General features: G+C 71.5%; 16 protein-coding genes, 1 tRNA gene and 1 pseudogene. 13 read left to right on the plus strand and 5 right to left on the minus strand.

Annotated features, from left to right (window positions below):
* Positions 1-145 precede the first annotated feature (145 nt).
* From ACIP64_RS37155 to ACIP64_RS37210, 12 genes are all read left to right on the plus strand, one after another.
* Positions 146-514 (plus strand): NADH-quinone oxidoreductase subunit A, encoded by a 369-nt coding sequence (locus tag ACIP64_RS37155; protein WP_319658426.1) that lies wholly within the window; start codon positions 146-148, stop codon positions 512-514.
* Complete coding sequence (locus tag ACIP64_RS37160) at positions 505-1,110, plus strand: NADH-quinone oxidoreductase subunit B (protein WP_401596029.1); 606 nt, start codon at positions 505-507, stop codon at positions 1,108-1,110. The genes ACIP64_RS37155 and ACIP64_RS37160 overlap by 10 nt, the downstream gene beginning before the upstream one ends.
* Positions 1,107-2,165, plus strand: coding sequence for an NADH-quinone oxidoreductase subunit C (locus tag ACIP64_RS37165; RefSeq protein ID WP_401596031.1), 1,059 nt, complete (start codon positions 1,107-1,109; stop codon positions 2,163-2,165). The genes ACIP64_RS37160 and ACIP64_RS37165 overlap by 4 nt, the downstream gene beginning before the upstream one ends.
* Positions 2,162-3,124, plus strand: a complete 963-nt coding sequence (nuoH, locus tag ACIP64_RS37170; protein WP_401596034.1) for an NADH-quinone oxidoreductase subunit NuoH — start codon at positions 2,162-2,164, stop codon at positions 3,122-3,124. The genes ACIP64_RS37165 and nuoH overlap by 4 nt, the downstream gene beginning before the upstream one ends.
* Positions 3,124-3,669 (plus strand): NuoI/complex I 23 kDa subunit family protein, encoded by a 546-nt coding sequence (locus tag ACIP64_RS37175; RefSeq protein WP_401596037.1) that lies wholly within the window; start codon positions 3,124-3,126, stop codon positions 3,667-3,669. Before nuoH ends, ACIP64_RS37175 begins: the two co-directional genes overlap by 1 nt.
* Positions 3,666-4,238 carry an NADH-quinone oxidoreductase subunit J gene (locus tag ACIP64_RS37180; RefSeq protein WP_401596039.1) on the plus strand — a complete coding sequence of 191 codons (573 nt, stop codon included), beginning with the start codon at positions 3,666-3,668 and terminating at the stop codon, positions 4,236-4,238. The genes ACIP64_RS37175 and ACIP64_RS37180 overlap by 4 nt, the downstream gene beginning before the upstream one ends.
* Positions 4,238-4,618 carry an NADH-quinone oxidoreductase subunit NuoK gene (gene nuoK, locus ACIP64_RS37185; protein ID WP_389254158.1) on the plus strand — a complete coding sequence of 127 codons (381 nt, stop codon included), beginning with the start codon at positions 4,238-4,240 and terminating at the stop codon, positions 4,616-4,618. The genes ACIP64_RS37180 and nuoK overlap by 1 nt, the downstream gene beginning before the upstream one ends.
* Complete coding sequence (locus tag ACIP64_RS37190) at positions 4,615-6,618, plus strand: NADH-quinone oxidoreductase subunit L (protein WP_401596043.1); 2,004 nt, start codon at positions 4,615-4,617, stop codon at positions 6,616-6,618. Before nuoK ends, ACIP64_RS37190 begins: the two co-directional genes overlap by 4 nt.
* 3 nt (positions 6,619-6,621) lie before the next feature.
* A complete protein-coding gene (locus ACIP64_RS37195; protein WP_401596045.1) occupies positions 6,622-8,187 on the plus strand; it encodes a NuoM family protein in 1,566 nt (521 codons plus the stop codon).
* Complete coding sequence (locus tag ACIP64_RS37200) at positions 8,187-9,686, plus strand: NADH-quinone oxidoreductase subunit N (protein ID WP_401596048.1); 1,500 nt, start codon at positions 8,187-8,189, stop codon at positions 9,684-9,686. The genes ACIP64_RS37195 and ACIP64_RS37200 overlap by 1 nt, the downstream gene beginning before the upstream one ends.
* Before the next feature lie 119 nt (positions 9,687-9,805).
* Positions 9,806-10,666 carry a zinc metalloprotease HtpX gene (gene htpX, locus ACIP64_RS37205; protein WP_401596078.1) on the plus strand — a complete coding sequence of 287 codons (861 nt, stop codon included), beginning with the start codon at positions 9,806-9,808 and terminating at the stop codon, positions 10,664-10,666.
* A gap of 57 nt (positions 10,667-10,723) precedes the next feature.
* The gene (locus ACIP64_RS37210) at positions 10,724-11,110 is read left to right on the plus strand and encodes a YccF domain-containing protein (protein ID WP_401596051.1); all 387 of its coding nucleotides are present in this window, start codon (positions 10,724-10,726) and stop codon (positions 11,108-11,110) included.
* Positions 11,111-11,126: 16 nt separating this feature from the next.
* Here ACIP64_RS37210 and ACIP64_RS37215 read toward each other — a convergent pair whose 3' ends face one another.
* The 4 genes from ACIP64_RS37215 to ACIP64_RS37230 all read right to left on the minus strand — a co-directional run bounded on the left by ACIP64_RS37215 (position 11,127) and on the right by ACIP64_RS37230 (position 15,112).
* Complete coding sequence (locus tag ACIP64_RS37215; RefSeq protein WP_401596054.1) at positions 11,127-12,509, minus strand: FAD-binding oxidoreductase; 1,383 nt, start codon at positions 12,507-12,509, stop codon at positions 11,127-11,129.
* An 88-nt stretch (positions 12,510-12,597) separates the two neighbouring features.
* Entirely contained in the window at positions 12,598-13,050 is a 453-nt protein-coding gene (locus tag ACIP64_RS37220) for a flavodoxin family protein (RefSeq protein ID WP_401596057.1), read from the minus strand.
* A gap of 1 nt (position 13,051) precedes the next feature.
* The gene (locus ACIP64_RS37225) at positions 13,052-14,371 is read right to left on the minus strand and encodes a radical SAM protein (RefSeq protein WP_401596059.1); all 1,320 of its coding nucleotides are present in this window, start codon (positions 14,369-14,371) and stop codon (positions 13,052-13,054) included.
* A 252-nt stretch (positions 14,372-14,623) separates the two neighbouring features.
* Positions 14,624-15,112: a YajQ family cyclic di-GMP-binding protein gene (locus ACIP64_RS37230; protein ID WP_401596061.1), complete on the minus strand. Its 489-nt coding sequence runs from the start codon at positions 15,110-15,112 to the stop codon at positions 14,624-14,626.
* A gap of 187 nt (positions 15,113-15,299) precedes the next feature.
* Here ACIP64_RS37230 and ACIP64_RS37235 point away from each other — a divergent pair.
* Positions 15,300-15,381 (plus strand) — tRNA-Tyr (locus tag ACIP64_RS37235).
* A gap of 160 nt (positions 15,382-15,541) precedes the next feature.
* Here the strand turns inward: ACIP64_RS37235 and ACIP64_RS37240 are convergent.
* Positions 15,542-15,894, minus strand: a pseudogene (locus tag ACIP64_RS37240) (site-specific integrase); the annotation flags it as partial.
* Positions 15,895-16,249: the final 355 nt, after the last annotated feature.

Consider the following 16,249-nt stretch of genomic DNA (forward strand, 5'->3'; position numbering starts at 1 on the left):
CAAGGTGGGGTTATCCGCACCCCGTCCTGGAGGGGTGCCTGCGGCGCCTGGGGCAGGGCCTAGACTCCGTTCGTACAGATCGTCTAAAGATCCACCGGGATCGCTGGACAACGCGTGAACGACGAGAGACGAGGGGCGGACGGACGTGGACTACTTCCACGGCTACTCGGTCGTCGGCCTGGTCGCGGTGCTCGGGGTGCTCTTCGTGGCCGTGGCCTTCGGGGCCGGCCGTCTGCTGCGGCCGGTCGTGCCCACGCAGGAGAAGATGCTCACGTACGAGTGCGGCGTCGACCCGGTCGGCGAGGGCTGGGCGCACACCCAGATCCGCTACTACGTCTACTCCTTCCTGTACGTGATCTTCGCGGTCGACGCGGTCTTCCTCTTCCCGTGGGCGACGGTCTACGCGGCCCCGGGGTACGGCGGCACGACGCTGGTGGAGATGTTCGTCTTCCTCGGCTTCCTCGCCGTCGGCCTGCTCTACGCATGGAAGAAGGGGGTCCTGGAATGGACGTGACCACCCCCGAGCCCCAGTACCTGCCCGAGCCGCGCCGGCTCGGCACACTGGCCCGCCTCGCACCCGAACCCATGAAGGTGGTCCTCAACTGGGGCCGCCGCTACAGCCTGTGGGTCTTCAACTTCGGCCTCGCCTGCTGCGCCATCGAGTTCATCGCCGCCTCCATGGCCCGGCACGACTTCATCCGGCTCGGCGTGATCCCCTTCGCGCCCGGCCCGCGCCAGGCCGACCTCATGATCGTGTCGGGCACGGTGACCGACAAGATGGCGCCCGCCGTCAAGCGGCTGTACGAGCAGATGCCCGAACCGAAGTACGTCATCTCCTTTGGAGCCTGCTCCAACTGCGGCGGGCCCTACTGGGACTCGTACGCCGTCACCAAGGGCGTCGACCAGATCATCCCCGTCGACGTCTACGTGCCCGGCTGCCCGCCGCGGCCCGAGGCGCTGCTCCAGGGCATCCTCAAGCTCCAGGAGAAGATCGCCCGCGAGTCGCTGGGCGAGCGGTACGGCGAGGGCGGCACCCCGCAGCCCTCCGCCCGCGCGCTGCGCAGCGGCCTGGTGCAGGCACCGCCGCCGCCCGGGGAGGCCGCGCAGTGACCACCCCCTTCGACCGGCTGCCCGACCCGGCCGCCGTCGCCGAGGTCTTCGGCCCGGAGGCCACGGCGGAGGAGACGTACGGCCTGCTCACCGTGGACGTGCCCGCCGGAGCCTGGACCGGCGCCCTGCGGGCCGCCCGCTCCGTGCTCGGCTGCACCTTCTTCGACTGGCTCAGCGCGGTCGACGAGCCCGGCACCGGCTTCCGGGTCTGCGCCCATGTCGTGGCGCCGTCGCCCGGATCGGTGCGGCGGCTGCTGATCCGCACCACCGTCCCGCACGAGGCGCCGGTGCTGCCGACCGCCACCGAGGTCTGGGCGGGCGCCGCCTGGCACGAGCGCGAGACCCACGAGATGTTCGGGATCGGCTTCACCGGCCACCCGCACCTGGCGCCGCTGCTGCTGCCCGACGGATTCGAGGGGCACCCGCTGCGCAAGGACTTCGTGCTGGCGGCGCGCGTCGCCAAGGCCTGGCCGGGAGCGAAGGAGCCGGGGGAGCCCTCGGCGGGAGCGGCGCACGGCGGGCCCAAGCGCCGCCAGATGCTGCCCCCGGGCGTGCCCGACCCCAACGACTGGGGTCCGCTGAAGGGCCAGCTCCCGCCCGCCCCTGCCCGGCCCGCCCGTACCCCGCGGGCCGCCGGCGCCGGTGCGGCCGGTGCGGCCGCTCCGGCCGAGCGCCCCGCGCGGCGCACCCGCAGCGTCAGCGAGGGCTCCACGAGCCAGGGCGCCGCGGCCCCGGCCGCGCCCCCGCGCCGCACCCGCTCTGCGGACGACGGCCCCGTCAGCCGGACCGGCGCCGCCGGGACCCCGGAGGCGCCCGCGGCTCCTGCCGCCGAGCCCCCCGCGACGCCCCGCAAGCGCACCCCGGACGCCCCCTGGGACGTCCCCCGTGACACGCCCACCACGGTCCCGGCGCCGGAAGCGGCCCCGCAGGAACCCGCGGCGGCCGAGCCCCCCGCGGACTCGCCGGCCGCGGAAGGGCAGCCCGATGCGAACGGGCAGCCCGGCACCGCCGGCAGCCCCGGCCAGGACGACGCAGAAGGAGGCGGCACCCCGTGAGCGACGCACTCGACGTGATCCTCCGGCTGCTCGCCGTCCTCGTCGTCTTCCTTGTGCTGCCTCTCGTCGTCGGCCAGACCGAGCACAAGGTGATGGCCCACATGCAGGGCCGGCTCGGCCCGATGTACGCGGGCGGGTTCCACGGCTGGGCGCAACTCGTCGCCGACGGCGTGAAGTTCGCGCAGAAGGAGGACGTGGTCCCGGCCGACGCCGACCGCAAGGTCTTCCAGATGGCGCCGGCCGTCGCGCTGCTGCCCTACCTCCTCGTGCTCGCCGCGATCCCGCTCGGGCCGAACGGCCTCGTGGGCCAGACCATCGACGCGGGCCTGTTCTTCGTGCTGGCCGTGATGGGCGTCGGCGTGCTCGGCTCGCTCATGGCGGGCTGGGCCTCGGCCAACAAGTTCTCCCTGCTCGGCGGCCTGCGGACCGCCGCGCAGCTGATGTCGTACGAGCTGCCGATGCTGCTGGCCGCCGCGTCCGTCGCGATGGCCGCCGGGACGCTCTCGCTGCCCGGCATCGTGGAGGCGTACCAGTGGTGGTGGACGCCGTGGCAGCTCATCGGCGCCGTCGTCTTCTTCACCGCGGGCCTGGCGGAGCTCCAGCGGCCGCCGTTCGACATGCCGGTGGCCGACTCGGAGATCATCTTCGGGGCGTACACGGAGTACACGGGCCTGCGCTTCGCCCTGTTCCTGCTCGCCGAGTACGCGGGCATCGTCGTGCTGTGCGGGCTGACCGCCGTCCTCTTCCTGGGCGGCTGGCACGGCCCGTGGTCCGGCAGCCTCGGCTGGTTGTGGACGCTGGTCAAGACCGGACTGCTGGCCTTCGTCGTCATCTGGCTGCGGGTCACCTACCCCCGCATGCGCGAGGACCAGTTGCAGCGCTTCGCCTGGACCTTCCTCATCCCGCTCGCCCTCGCCCAGATCGCGCTCACCGGCGTGGTGAAGGTGGTGATCTCCTGATGGGCATCCCCGGTACCGGCCTCGCCAAGGGCCTGGCCGTCACCCTCCGCACGATGACGCGGCGCTCGCACACCGCGCAGTACCCGGAGGCGCAGCCCGAACTCCCGCCGCGCAGCCGCGGCGTGATCGCGCTGTTCGAGGAGAACTGCACGGTCTGCATGCTGTGCGCGCGCGAGTGCCCCGACTGGTGCATCTACATCGACTCCCACAAGGAGACGATGCCGGCCGCCGTGCCCGGCGGCCGCGAGCGCAGCCGCAATGTGCTCGACCGCTTCGCCATCGACTTCTCGCTCTGCATGTACTGCGGCATCTGCATCGAGGTGTGCCCCTTCGACGCGCTGTTCTGGTCGCCGGAGTTCGAGTACGCGGAGACCGACATCCTCGACCTCACCCACGAGCGCGACAAGTTGCGCGACTGGATGTGGACCGTGCCCGCCCCGCCACCGCTCGACCCCGCCGCCGAGGAGCCCAAGGAGCTCGGCGCGGCGCGCAAGGCCGCCGAGAAGGCCGCGGCCGCCGCCGAGCAGGCGGAGGGCGACGCGTGAACCTCCGTGAGAACCTCGCCGCCGGGGCCCACCCGGGCTTCCTGTCCCCGACGGGCGTCGAGATCGTCTTTGTGCTCGTCGGCATCGCCACGCTCGCCGCGGCGGTGGTGAGCGTCACCACCAAGCACCTGGTGCACGCCGCCCTGTGGCTGGTCGTCGCGCTCGGCGGCGTCGCCGTCGAATACCTCCTGCTCACCGCCGAGTTCATCGCCTGGGTGCAGGTGCTGATCTACGTCGGCTCCGTCGTCGTCCTGGTCCTGTTCGGCCTGATGCTCACCAAGGCGCCCACCGGCGCCTCGCCCGACGCCGACTCGGGCAACCGGATCGCCGCGCTGACCGTCGGCATCGCGTCCGCGGGCACCTTGGTGTGGCTGGTCGTCGACGCCTTCCGGGCCACCTGGATCGACGTGGACCGCGGAGTGCAGGGCTCCACCAAGGTCACCGGCCAGATCCTCTTCCGGCACTGGGTGCTGCCGTTCGAGGCGCTGTCCGTGCTTCTGCTGGCCGCGCTCGTCGGCGCCGTCGTGCTGTCCCGCAAGCCGTCCCGTCAGCAGCCCGGGGAGCGCTGATGCATCTCGCCTATCCCGCGGTCCTGGCCGTCCTCCTGTTCTCCGTCGGCCTGTACGGCGTCCTCGCCCGGCGCAACGCGATCCTCGTCCTGATGTCGGTCGAGCTGATGCTGAACGCGGTCAACCTCAATCTGGTCGCCTTCGACGTGTGGCTGCGCGACACCCTGCACGCGGGGCAGGCGCTGACGCTCTTCGTGATCGTCATCGCCGCCGCCGAGATCGGCATCGGGCTCGCCATCGTCCTGCTCGTGTACCGCAACCGGGGCACCTCGGACATCGACCGGCTCACCGAACTCGCCGCAGGGGACGGCGAGGACGATGGGGGCGTGTCCACCGCCGCACCCGAGACGCCCGAGAAGAACGCCGAGGCCGCCGCGTGACCCTGACGACCCTCGCCGTCCTCGTCCCCCTGCTTCCCTTCCTCGGCGCCGCCGGCGCCCTGCTGCTCGGCCGTACCGCGCCCGGTTTCGTCCGGCCGCTGGCCGTCCTGCCGACGGCGACCGCCTTCGTGCTCGCCGTGATCGTCGCCACGCGCCAGGGCAGCGGCGCGGCCACCGACGCGGCCACCCGGCTGACGCCGACCGGTTCGGTCCCCATCGACCTCGCCCTGCACCTCGACGGCTTCTCGGTGCTGATCGCCGTGCTCGTCGGCCTCGTCGCGACCTGCGTCCAGCTGTACTCGACGGCCTACCTGCGCGACGACCCGCGCTACGCCTCCTACTCCGCGCTGGTCTCCCTCTTCACCGCCGCCATGTTCCTGGTCGTCTACACCGGCGACCTGATGGTGCTGCTGGTGGGCTGGGAGATCATGGGCATCTGCTCGTACTTCCTGGTCGGCCACTACTGGGAGACCGAGGTCGCCCGCGCCGCCTCCCTCAAGGCGTTCCTGATCACCAAGCTCGGCGACGTCCCCTTCCTGATCGGCGTCTTCGCGCTGGCCGCCGACGCCGGGACGTTCCGGATCAACGGCATCCTCACCGCGGCGACCCACGGCGGACTCGGCCACCCGACCGTGATCGGCCTGCTGCTGCTCGCCGGTGTGGCGGGCAAGTCCGCGCAGTTCCCGCTGCACACCTGGCTGCCGGACGCCATGGCCGGCCCGACGCCGGTGTCCGCGCTGATCCACGCCGCCACCATGGTCGCCGCCGGCATCTACCTCGTCGCCCGGCTGCTGCCGGTCTTCGAGGCGTCCGCCGCGGTGCTCGCGGTACTCGGGGCGATGGCCGCCGTCACCATGGTCGGCTCGGGGCTCGCGGCGTTCGCCCAGGACGACATCAAGCGCGTCCTGGCGTACTCCACGATCGGCCAGCTCGGCTACATGGCCGGCGCCCTGGCCGTCGGCGACCGCGGCGCCGCCGTCTTCCACCTCCTGTCGCACGGCGCCTTCAAGGCCCTGCTCTTCCTCGCCGCGGGCGTGGTCATCCACGCCGCCGGCACCAACTCGCTCGCCGCCATGTCCCGCATGGGCGACGTCGCCAAGCGCGCCCCCGACGCCATGTGGACCATGGGCATCGCCCTGGCGGCCCTGGCCGCGATCCCTCCCTTCTCCGGCTTCTTCTCCAAGGAGTCCGTGCTGCGCGCCGCCGAGCACGCCTCCTCCGGTCACGCCGAGGGCGTCCCGGCGGCGGTCGGCTGGCTGGTCCTGGTCGCCGCCCTGGTCACCGCCGTACTGACCGCGGGCTACGCCACCCGGCTCTTCCTGCTCGCCTTCCGCGGCCACGGGCCCGCCGCCCCCGAGGCCCACGCCAAGGAACCGGCCGTGATGAACGCCGTGCTGTGGGTGCTGGCGGTCCCCACCCTCGCCTTCGGCGCTGTCTCCCTGGTGCCCTCCCTCCTCGACCTGCCCGCCTGGTTCGACGGACGTGAACTCGCCCCCACCCTCGTGACCTCGATCCTCGGCGTCGGCCTCTCCCTCGTCGGAGTGATCGCCACCTATGGCGCCTGGCAGGCGATGTCCGCCCGCCGCCGCGCACCGCTCGGCGCGGTCGTGACCGCCGAGGCGGCCGAGGCGGAGCCCGCCCTCACCGAGGCCGCCGCACTGCAGACGCACGAGCAGGTCTACGGGGACGTCGCCGCCGCGCACGACCCCGCCGACCCCGGACGCCTGCTGCTCGGCCCGCTCTTCGGCCCCGCCTCGCGCGGCTTCCACCTCGACGCCGTCTACTCGGCGCTGTTCGTCCGCCCGACGCTGGCCGCGGCGGGCCTGGTGCGCTTCCTCGACCGGGAGGTCGTGGAGACGTACGTGCGCGGCGCGGGCGGCCTGCCCCGGCTGCTCGGCGCGGCCGTGCGCCGCGCCCAGACGGGCAATGTGCAGACCTATGTCAGCGTGCTGCTGGCCGGCTCCGTGATCCTCGCCGTCCTCGTCGCCGTCGGAGCGTGAGCCGTGAACGACACCGTCCTCCAGTACGTCCTCGCGGCCGTCGTCGTCCTGCCGCTGCTCGGCGCCGTCGGCGCCCTGCTGCCGCCCCCGCCCGGCCTGAAGGGCAAGAGCCCCGACCAGGCCGTGCTGCGCCACGGTGTGACCGTCACCGGTCTCGTGCTCGCCCTCACCGTCGTCCTGGCCGCCGGCTTCGACCACGGCAGGCCGGCGACGATGCAGGCCACCACCGACATCAACTGGATCCCGGCGCTCGGCATCCACCTCCACCTCGGTGTGGACGGCATCAGCCTCCCCCTCCTCGTCCTGACCGCGCTGCTGACCTTCCTCTGCGCGCTCTACAGCTACTTCAAGATGCCCGCGGGCCCCTCCCCGAAGGCGTTCGTCGCGCTCCTGCTCCTGCTGGAGTCGGGCACGCTGGCGACCTTCGCCGTGCTCGACCTGGTGCTCTTCTTCCTGGCCTTCGAGACGGTCCTGATCCCGATGTACTTCCTCATCGCCCGCTGGGGCGGCGAGAACCGGGAGAAGTCCGCCCTGCGCTTCATCCTCTACACGCTGCTCGGTTCCGTGGTCATGCTGCTCGGCCTGCTCCTCATCGGGGTGAAGGCCGGCACATTCGACATGGTGGCACTCGCCACTGACAACACGTCACCGCTCAGTCACTCCACGCAACTGATCGCCGTCCTCGCCATCGGCATCGGCCTCGCCGTGAAGGCCCCGATGTGGCCCCTGCACAGCTGGCTCCCCGACGCGCACACCGCGGCCCCCACCGTCGGCTCCGTGCTGCTGGCCGGCGTCCTGCTGAAGATGGGCACCTACGGTTTCGTGCGCATCCTCCTGCCGGTCGCCCCCGACGGCATGCGGACCTTCGCGCCCTACCTGGCCGCCTTCGCCGTCGTCGGCATCATCTACGGATCGCTGGCGTGCCTGGCGCTGGCCCGCAGCGGCTCCGGCGGCGACCTCAAGCGCCTGATCGCGTACAGCTCCGTCGGCCACATGGGCTTCGTCCTGCTGGGCATCGCCACGCTGACCCCGACCGGCGTCAACGGCGCGCTCTTCGCCAACATCGCGCACGGCCTGATCACGGGCCTGCTCTTCTTCCTGGTCGGCGCGCTGAAGGACCGCTACGGCACGACCGACCTGGACGGCCTCGCAGGCCGGACCGGCGCCGCGCTGTACGGCCGCGCCCCCCGGATGGGCGGCCTTCTGGCCTTCGCCGCCGTCGCCTCCCTCGGCCTGCCGGGCCTAGCCGGCTTCTGGGGCGAGATGCTGGCCATGTTCGGCTCCTTCAAGCCCGCCGCGGGCCTGGACCGGGGCGCGTACCTGACGTTCACCGCGATCGCCGCGTTCGGCACCCTGCTGACCGCCGCGTACCTCCTGGTCGTCGTGCGCCGCGTCTGCATGGGCGACCGCGACACCGTCACCGGCGCGCCGGCCCTCGCCGACGTCCGGGGCTACGAGTTCGCCGCATGGACCCCGCTGGTCGCCCTCACCGTCCTGGCCGGCCTGTGGCCCGCCGTCCTGCTCGGCCTGACCGACCCGGCCGTGCGCTCCCTGCTCGGAGGCAGCTGATGAGCCCCCTCGCCACCTCCGTCATCCAGTCCGTCGACTGGGCGGCGATCGCGCCGCCCACGATCGTCGCGGCGGCCGCGCTGGCCGTCCTCGTGACCGACCTGTTCCTCCCCGAGGGCCGCAAGCAGGCGCTCGCCTGGATCACCGCCGGAGGTCTCGTCCTGGCCGGGCTCGGCCTGCTGCCGCTGCTGGACGGCGACCGCACCACGTTCTGCCTCGTCGGCAGCCCCCGCGAGTGCTCCTACGTCGCCGACCACTTCACGCTGGTAATCCAGCTGCTGGTGCTGGCCGGGGCACTGGTCGCCGCCCTGCTCTCCGTGCACCTGATGGAGCGGATGCCGGCCGGCGAGTTCTGGTTCCTGCTGCTGTCCTCGGCCGCCGGTGCCGCCCTGCTGCCCGCCTCCCGCGACCTGGCGACCCTGGTCATCGCGCTGGAGGTCACCACGCTGCCGTCCTTCGCCCTGGTCGGCCTGCGCCGCGGCGACCGGCTGTCGGGCGAGGCGGCCCTGAAGTTCTTCCTCACCTCCGTCGCCGCGACGGCGGTCACCCTGCTGGGCGTCAGCTTCGTCTACGCCGCCACCGGCACCCTGCACCTGTCGGCCGTCGCCCGGGGCCTGGACACGGTCGATCCCCGCCTGGACACCCTCGCCGCCGCAGGCGCCGCGCTCACCGTCGTCGGCTTCGCCTTCAAGCTCGCCGTCGCCCCCTTCCACTTCTGGGTGCCCGACACCTACACCGGCGCCCCGCTGCCCGTCGCGGGCTACCTCTCCGTCGTCGGCAAGGCGGCCGGCTTCTCCGGCCTCATCCTGGTGACGGTCGTCGCCTTCGAGCCGTACGCGCACGTGTGGGGCCCCGCCATTGCGGTGCTGGCCGCGCTCACCATGACCGTCGGCAATGTCGCCGCCCTGCGTCAGCGCCCCGGCCAGTCGCGCAGCGCGGTACGCCTGCTGGCCTGGTCCTCGATCGGCCAGGCGGGCTACCTCCTGGTGCCGATCGCCGCCGCCGCGTACGCCGACCCGCAGCGCCAGGTCGGCATCACCCTGGCGTACGCGCTGATGTACGGCGCCGTGAACCTGGGCGCCTTCGCCGTCGCCGCCCTCGTCGGCCGCACCGCGCCCGGCAACCGGCTCACCGACTACCGCGGCCTGTACGCCCGCCAGCCGTTCGCGGCGCTCGCCATGGCCTTCTTCCTGCTCTGCCTGGCCGGCCTGCCGCCGGGCGTCATCGGCCTCTTCGCCAAGGTCGCCGTCTTCTCCTCCGCGGTCGACGCGGGCCTGGGCTGGCTGGCCGCCGTCATGGCCGTCAACGTCGTCATCGCCCTGGTGTACTACCTGCGCTGGACGGCCGTGCTCTTCACCCGTGCGGAGGCCCCGGCCGCCGAGCGCACCCGTACGCCCGCGCCCCTGACGGCCGCCATCGCGCTCACCGCCGTCGTCGGCATCGCCCTGTCGGGCGCGCCGCAGCTCGTCCTGCGCTTCGCTTCGAGCACGCTGCTCTGAGCGCTCTGTGAAAAGCGCACAAGGGAACTAACGTCCCCCCGGTGGCGTTGGCCCTTGCAGGAGGTTCTCCTAGGAAAACGGAGAAAACGTCTTCCTGCTGCACATCTTGGAGGGTGACCGTGCACCGCCGGCACAACGGGCTGAAGACCGCCGCGCTCCTCGGCGGACTGTCGGCACTCATCCTGATCATCGGCAGTTTCTTCGGGCGTACGGGACTGATCGTCGCGCTGGTCATCGCGCTCGGCACCAATGCGTACGCCTACTGGAACAGCGACAAGCTCGCCCTGAAGGCGATGCGCGCGCGGCCGGTGAGCGAGTTCGAGGCCCCGGCGCTCTACCGGATGGTCCGCGAGCTCTCCACCGCCGCACGGCAGCCGATGCCCCGGCTCTACATCTCGCCGACCGAGGCACCCAACGCCTTCGCCACCGGCCGCAACCCGCGCAATGCCGCCGTGTGCTGCACCGAAGGCATCCTGCGCATCCTGGACGAGCGCGAGCTGCGGGGCGTCATCGGCCACGAGCTCAGCCACGTCTACAACCGCGACATCCTCATCTCCTCGGTCGCCGGCGCCCTGGCCTCCGTCGTGATGTTCCTGGTCAACTTCGCCTGGCTGATCCCCATCGGCCGCTCCGACGACGACGAGGGCCCCGGCCTGCTCGGCATGCTGCTCCTGATGATCCTGGGCCCGCTGGCCGCGTCCCTGATCCAGCTCGCCGTCAGCCGCTCCCGCGAGTACGAGGCCGACGCCTCCGGCGCCCGCCTCACCGGTGACCCGTTGGCCCTGGCCTCCGCCCTGCGCAAGCTGGACGCGGGCACCAAGCGCCTGCCGCTGCGCCCCGAGCCGCGGCTGGAGACCACCAGCCACCTGATGATCGCCAACCCGTTCCGCCCGGGCGACGCGTCCAAGCTCTTCTCGACCCACCCCCCGATGGCCGAGCGCATCGCCCGGCTGGAGGAGATGGCCGGCCCCCGCCGCTGAGCGCCGGCCACCGAACCCGCGCGGGCCGTGCCCGCGCTCCCGTGGGAGGCTGACAGCATGAAGACGATCAACCTCATCCTCAACGTCCTGTGGCTGATCATCTGGGGGCTGTGGATGGCCATCGGCTACGCCCTGCTGGGCCTGCTGATGTTCATCTTCATCATCACGATCCCGTGGGGCATCGCCTCCCTGCGGATCGCCAACTACGTGCTGTGGCCGTTCGGCCGCACCACGGTGCAGCGCCCGGACGCCGGCGTCGCCTCGACGCTCGGCAACATCATCTGGCTGATCTTCGCGGGCATCTGGCTCGCCATCGGTCACATCGTCGCGGGCGTCGGCTTCTGCCTGACGATCATCGGCATCCCCTTCGGCATCGCCAACTTCAAGATGGTGCCGATCTCCCTGCTGCCGCTCGGCCGCGAGATCGTCCCCGTCGAGGAGTAGCGCCCCGGGGGAGGGCTCAGCCCGGCTCGATGTTGTGGTTGAGCCGGAAGACGTTGCCCGGGTCGTACTCGGTCTTGACCCGGGCGAGGCGGCTCAGATTGTGCGCGCCGAACCCGGCGATGACCCGGCCCTCCCCCTCGTCGCCGATGAAGTTGAGGTAGACCGCGCCGATGGACCACGGCTTCATGTCCTCGCGCACGTCGTGGGCCCACTGCCGGCCGCGGCCGTCGTCCGCGGGACTCTCCCACATGCCGAAGGGATGGGCGACCCAGGCGGCACGGCGCCAGGGCAGCGGGTAGTCGTCCGGGCCGTGCGCCATGGCACCGCCGCCGGGGAAGAGGGCCTGCTGCGAGGGGGAGGGGACCACCATCGCCCGGGAGCGGGCGCAGAAGCGCTCCACGGCCTCGTCGGGCAGCGCGGAGAGGTACTCCGCGGACCAGTAGTTGCGGTAGCCCGCAGGGGCGTCCAGCAGGCACTGCAACTCCGCGTACGGAAGCTCGGCGATCGCGCTGCCCTCGGGGGAGAGGGCCAGCAGCGGCGCGATCAGCTCCCGCGCCGGTTCCTCCTGGCCGATGTACGTCACCAAGGTGGCGGCCACCAAAGTGCCCGCCATGTGCGGCGGAACGAAGTCCTCCGGCGGGGCCGTCACATAGAGCACGGCCCCGCCGACCTCGGGCGGCGCCGACTCCATGAAGTCCCGGTAGGCACACAGCACTTCGGGACCCGTCGCCGACGGCCACAGCAGCAGGGCGGCGGTCATCCGCGGCACCTGGTGCAGCCGCAAGGTCAGGGAGGTGGCGACACCGAAGTTGCCGCCGCCACCATGCAGAGCCCAGAACAGCTCGGGGTTCTCGTCCTGTGCGGCGCGCACCATGGTGCCGTCGGCGGTGACGAGTTCGACCTCCTCCAGGCTGTCGCAGGCGAGCCCGAACCGGCGCTCCAGCCATCCCGAACCGCCGCCCAGGGCGAAACCGCCCACCCCGGTCGTCGACACCCGGCCGCCGGTCGTGGCCAGGTCGTACGGCTGGGCCGCGCGGTCCAGATGGGTCATCAGGGCGCCGCCCCCGACCCGCGCCGTACGCGCCCGGGGATCGACCACCACCGCGTGCATCCGGCGCAGGTCGACCACGAGACCGCCGTCGTTCAGGGCGTTGCCGGCGACACTGTGCCCGCCACCGCGGACCGCGACCTCCAGGTCGCGCTCCCCGGCGAAGCGGAGCGCCGACGCCACGTCCTCGGCCGACTCGCAGAGCGCGACGACCGCCGGACGCCGGTCGATCATCGCGTTGAAGACGGTGCGGCTCTCGTCGTACACCGGGTCGCCCGGAGTGACGACCTCGCCGCCGAAGCCGGAACGCAGCGCGTCCAGTGCCGTGTCGTCGAGTACCCGGGGTGCCATGGAGTGCCCCTCTCTCCTCCTCCACGGTAGGACGGGGGTACGGCCGGGGCACGTCGGGCCGCAGGCCGCCCCCGAGGGGCGAGCGGGCCTAGCCGGACAGCCCTGCCGCCAGCGTCGCCCCGAGCTCCCAGCAGGCCTCCAGATCGGCCTTGGAGGGCTCACCGGTGACCGTGACCTCCGCGGCCGCCTGCTCCCACCCCAGGCCCGTGGTGATCGACCGGATCCCGCGCACGGTGCCCGTGACGTCGCTCCCGCCGTGCACCCAGTACCCGAAGGGACGTCCGCGCGTGGCGTCCAGGCACGGGTAGTAGACCTGGTCGAAGAAGTGCTTCAGCGCCCCCGACATGTAGCCGAGGTTCGCGGTCGTGCCCAGCAGGTAGCCGTCCGCCGCCAGCACGTCGGAGGCCGTCGCGGACAGCGCCGGCCGCCGCACGACGTCCACGCCCTCGATCTCGTCCGTCGTGGCCCCCGAGACGACCGCCTCGAACATCGCCTGCAGATTCGGCGAGGGCGTGTGATGGACGATCAGGAGCGTGGCCACCTCAGCCGACCACGGCCGGCGCGGCGGGAATGCTGTCCATGAAGGAGCTGACGGAGAACACGGCGTTGCCCGGGCCCGCCGGACCGTACCCGGGCGGCGAGGACAGCCCGAACTCCTCCAGCGTCGCGCGGTACACGTCCAGCAGCCGGATGTGGTACTCCAGCGGCGCACCCTCCGGGTTGGCCTTGCCGAGCGGCGTCGTCGGCTCGGGGCACCATGTGGTGAAGCGCGGCGTGATGCCCCGCGACATGAAGAAGCGCAGCCCCTCGGCGGTGGAGTCGATCGCCTCGCCGACACTGGTGAAGCCGAACGGCTCGGCCATCTCCACACCCGCCACGAAGTTCGGGATCACATTGCGCGGGCCGAAGATCTCGGCGGAGTCCAGGATGCGGCGGTGCCACTCGTCACGGCCGACGTGCTGCTCCTTGCCGGGGCAGTACAGCTCGAACAGCCGCCGGTCCCACACCTCGTAGTTGGGGTGGTAGATCTGCACGCCGTAGTCCTTGAAGCGCTGCACGTCCTCCTTGGGCAGCGCCTGGGCGACGACCTTGCCGATCCAGCGGCCGGGGAAGCGCTCCTCGATCGCCTTGGCGTAGTGCCCGTAGAAGTCGGCCTCGTCGCGCCCCGCCACCTTGCCGGTGATCGCGCCACCGGTGAGGGTGTACGCCGTGGAGGTCTTCGCCGTGTCGTACTTGTCGATGATCTCCAGCGCCTCCAGCACCTCCTCGACCGGCTTCACGCCCGTGTAGGGACGGCCGGCCGCCTTGTGCTGGCGCCAGTTGTGGTTGATGTCGCAGTACTGGCACTCCTGCTTGACGCCGAAGTACTGGCAGACGCGGAACACCGTCAGATAGACGAGATAGCCCCACTGGATCGTCGGCGCGACCTCCATCACCGACTTCCCGTTCTCCAGGGTGTGCCGGTAGTAGTCCGGCATCGGCGGCAGGCCCACGTCCGCGATGCGCACCCCGTCCAGGTACAGCCCGAGCACCCCGCGGCCCCCGGCCTGCACACGGTACGGCGACGCCGGGTTGACGCGCACCGACACCACCGTGCGGCGCAGGTCGTACGGGCCGCCGGTGAGCACGATCTCCTCGGGCGGGCGGTTCAGCGCGGCGGCGCCCAGCTCCGGCAGCGTGCGGTGGTCGAAGGAGAAGATGAAGTACGACTTCGGTTTCACGTCGCCGTCGTCGCCACCGCTCAGCGCGGAATCGTCGAACGCGATCCCGCCGCGCAGCAGGTCCTCCTTGATGACCGCTTCGCGTGGCACGTGCGGGAAGCGGCCCATCAGGTCTTCCACCACAGCGGTGCGGTTCTGCATTGCCCGGCTCCATCCTCGAGACGACTGCCCGGGTCCCACATGGGGGGTGGGCCCGAGGAGACCTTCAACGAAAGACCCTACGCATGCCGGGGCGTTTCCGATGGGGGCCCCTCCCGTTCACCCGGTGTCAGGTTCGTGGTGAAACCCACTCAAACCCATCCGCGCCGGCGTGCCCGGCGCCCCCGCGGACCCATCGGCCTACGACAAAGGTCCCGGCCGCCTCCTCCGGCCGGGACCTCGGCGTGCCCGCGGTCAGCGGTAGTTCACGAACTGCAGGGCGAAGTCCAGGTCCTTGCCCTTGAGCAGCGCGATGACCTCCTGCAGGTCGTCCCGGCTCTTCGAGCTCACCCGCAGCTCGTCGCCCTGCACCTGCGCCTTGACGCCCTTCGGCCCCTCATCGCGGATGATCTTGGCGACCTTCTTCGCGTTGTCCTGGGAGATGCCCTCCTCGATGGACGCGAAGATCTTGTACTCCTTGCCGGACAGCTGGGGCTCGCCCGCGTCCAGCGCCTTCAGCGAGATCCCGCGCTTGACCAGCTTGGTCTCGAAGACGTCGAGGATCGCCTTGACCCTCTCCTCCGAGTTGGCCTGCATCGCGATCTTGTCCCCGGACCACCCGATCGAAGCGCCGACGTTCTTGAAGTCGTAGCGCTGCGAGATCTCCTTCGCGGCCTGGTTGAGGGCGTTGTCGACCTCCTGCCGCTCGACCTTCGAGACGATGTCGAAACTGGAGTCGGCCATCTTCTGTTGGCTCCTTGGCTCTGATCCGTCAGGTCCGCGACCCGCCACCGGGCCGCTCCCGCAAGCCTAGCCATCCGACCCGCCGGAGGCGCTGATCAATAGGGTGGCGGAGCACCCCCGGGCATCGGGTATTGTTTACGACGTCGCCACGGGGACCACGCACAACGGCCCCTGGAGACACTTCCCAGGCGGTGTGCCCGAGTGGCCAATGGGAGCGGACTGTAAATCCGTCGGCTTAGCCTACCCAGGTTCGAATCCTGGCGCCGCCACAGGAAATGAAGGGCCCGTGACCAGCAGAAATGCTGTCCACGGGCCTTCTTCGTGCGCGAACGGCAGGCTGCCCCAGATGTGGGGTATGCCCCGTTCTGTCTCACTCGATTCCGCGTGCTGACCAGCTCTTGTGGGACATGTGTGGGACGGAGATTCCGATCACCCCCATTTCTCCAGTGCCCTGTCGATCCGGGCGTTCGCCATCGTCGTCGCCCCGTCGAGACACTTCGCGTAGACCTTCAGCAGTACGGCGACGGTGTGGCCGGCGCGCCGCGCTACCTCCATCGGGTCCACCCCGGAGTTGAGCCACAGGGACACGCACGCGTGCCGCAAGTCGTAGGGGCGAGCGGCCGGCGCCGACGTCTGCTGTTCTTCCGTGAGCGCCGCCTTGCGGGCCCGCGCCCAGACCTCCCCGTACCCGCTCTCCTGAACCAAGCCGCCCCGGGCGGCCCGGAACAGGCGGCCGTCGGGGTCGTGCCGTACGTCTCCAGGTGCTCGCGCAGTATCTCGACCAGGCTCGTTCGACGCCCACCTCGGGGATCCCGAGTTCGGCTACCGCTTCCTGGCCGACGAAGCCCGCAGCTCAGGGGCCACGATGGCCGACAGGACCGCATGGCGGATCTGCCGGGACAACCAGTGGTGGAGCGTGTTCGGCAAGAAGCGCGGAGGGACCAAGAAGGCCGGCCCGCCGGTCCATGACGACTTGGCCCGCCACAACTTCACCACTGACGCTCCGAACGGGCCTGCTGCAGGTTCGGGTGACAGGTTGAGATGACCTGCCCCACAGTTTGGGTTCCAGCTGCGGTGGCTAACTGGCGGCGGGGACGGTGTCTTGTGCGGAGAGTAGCTCGTACTCGATCGGGGTGC

Source organism: Streptomyces sp. NPDC088733, assembly GCF_044751185.1.
Lineage (GTDB): Bacteria > Actinomycetota > Actinomycetes > Streptomycetales > Streptomycetaceae > Actinacidiphila.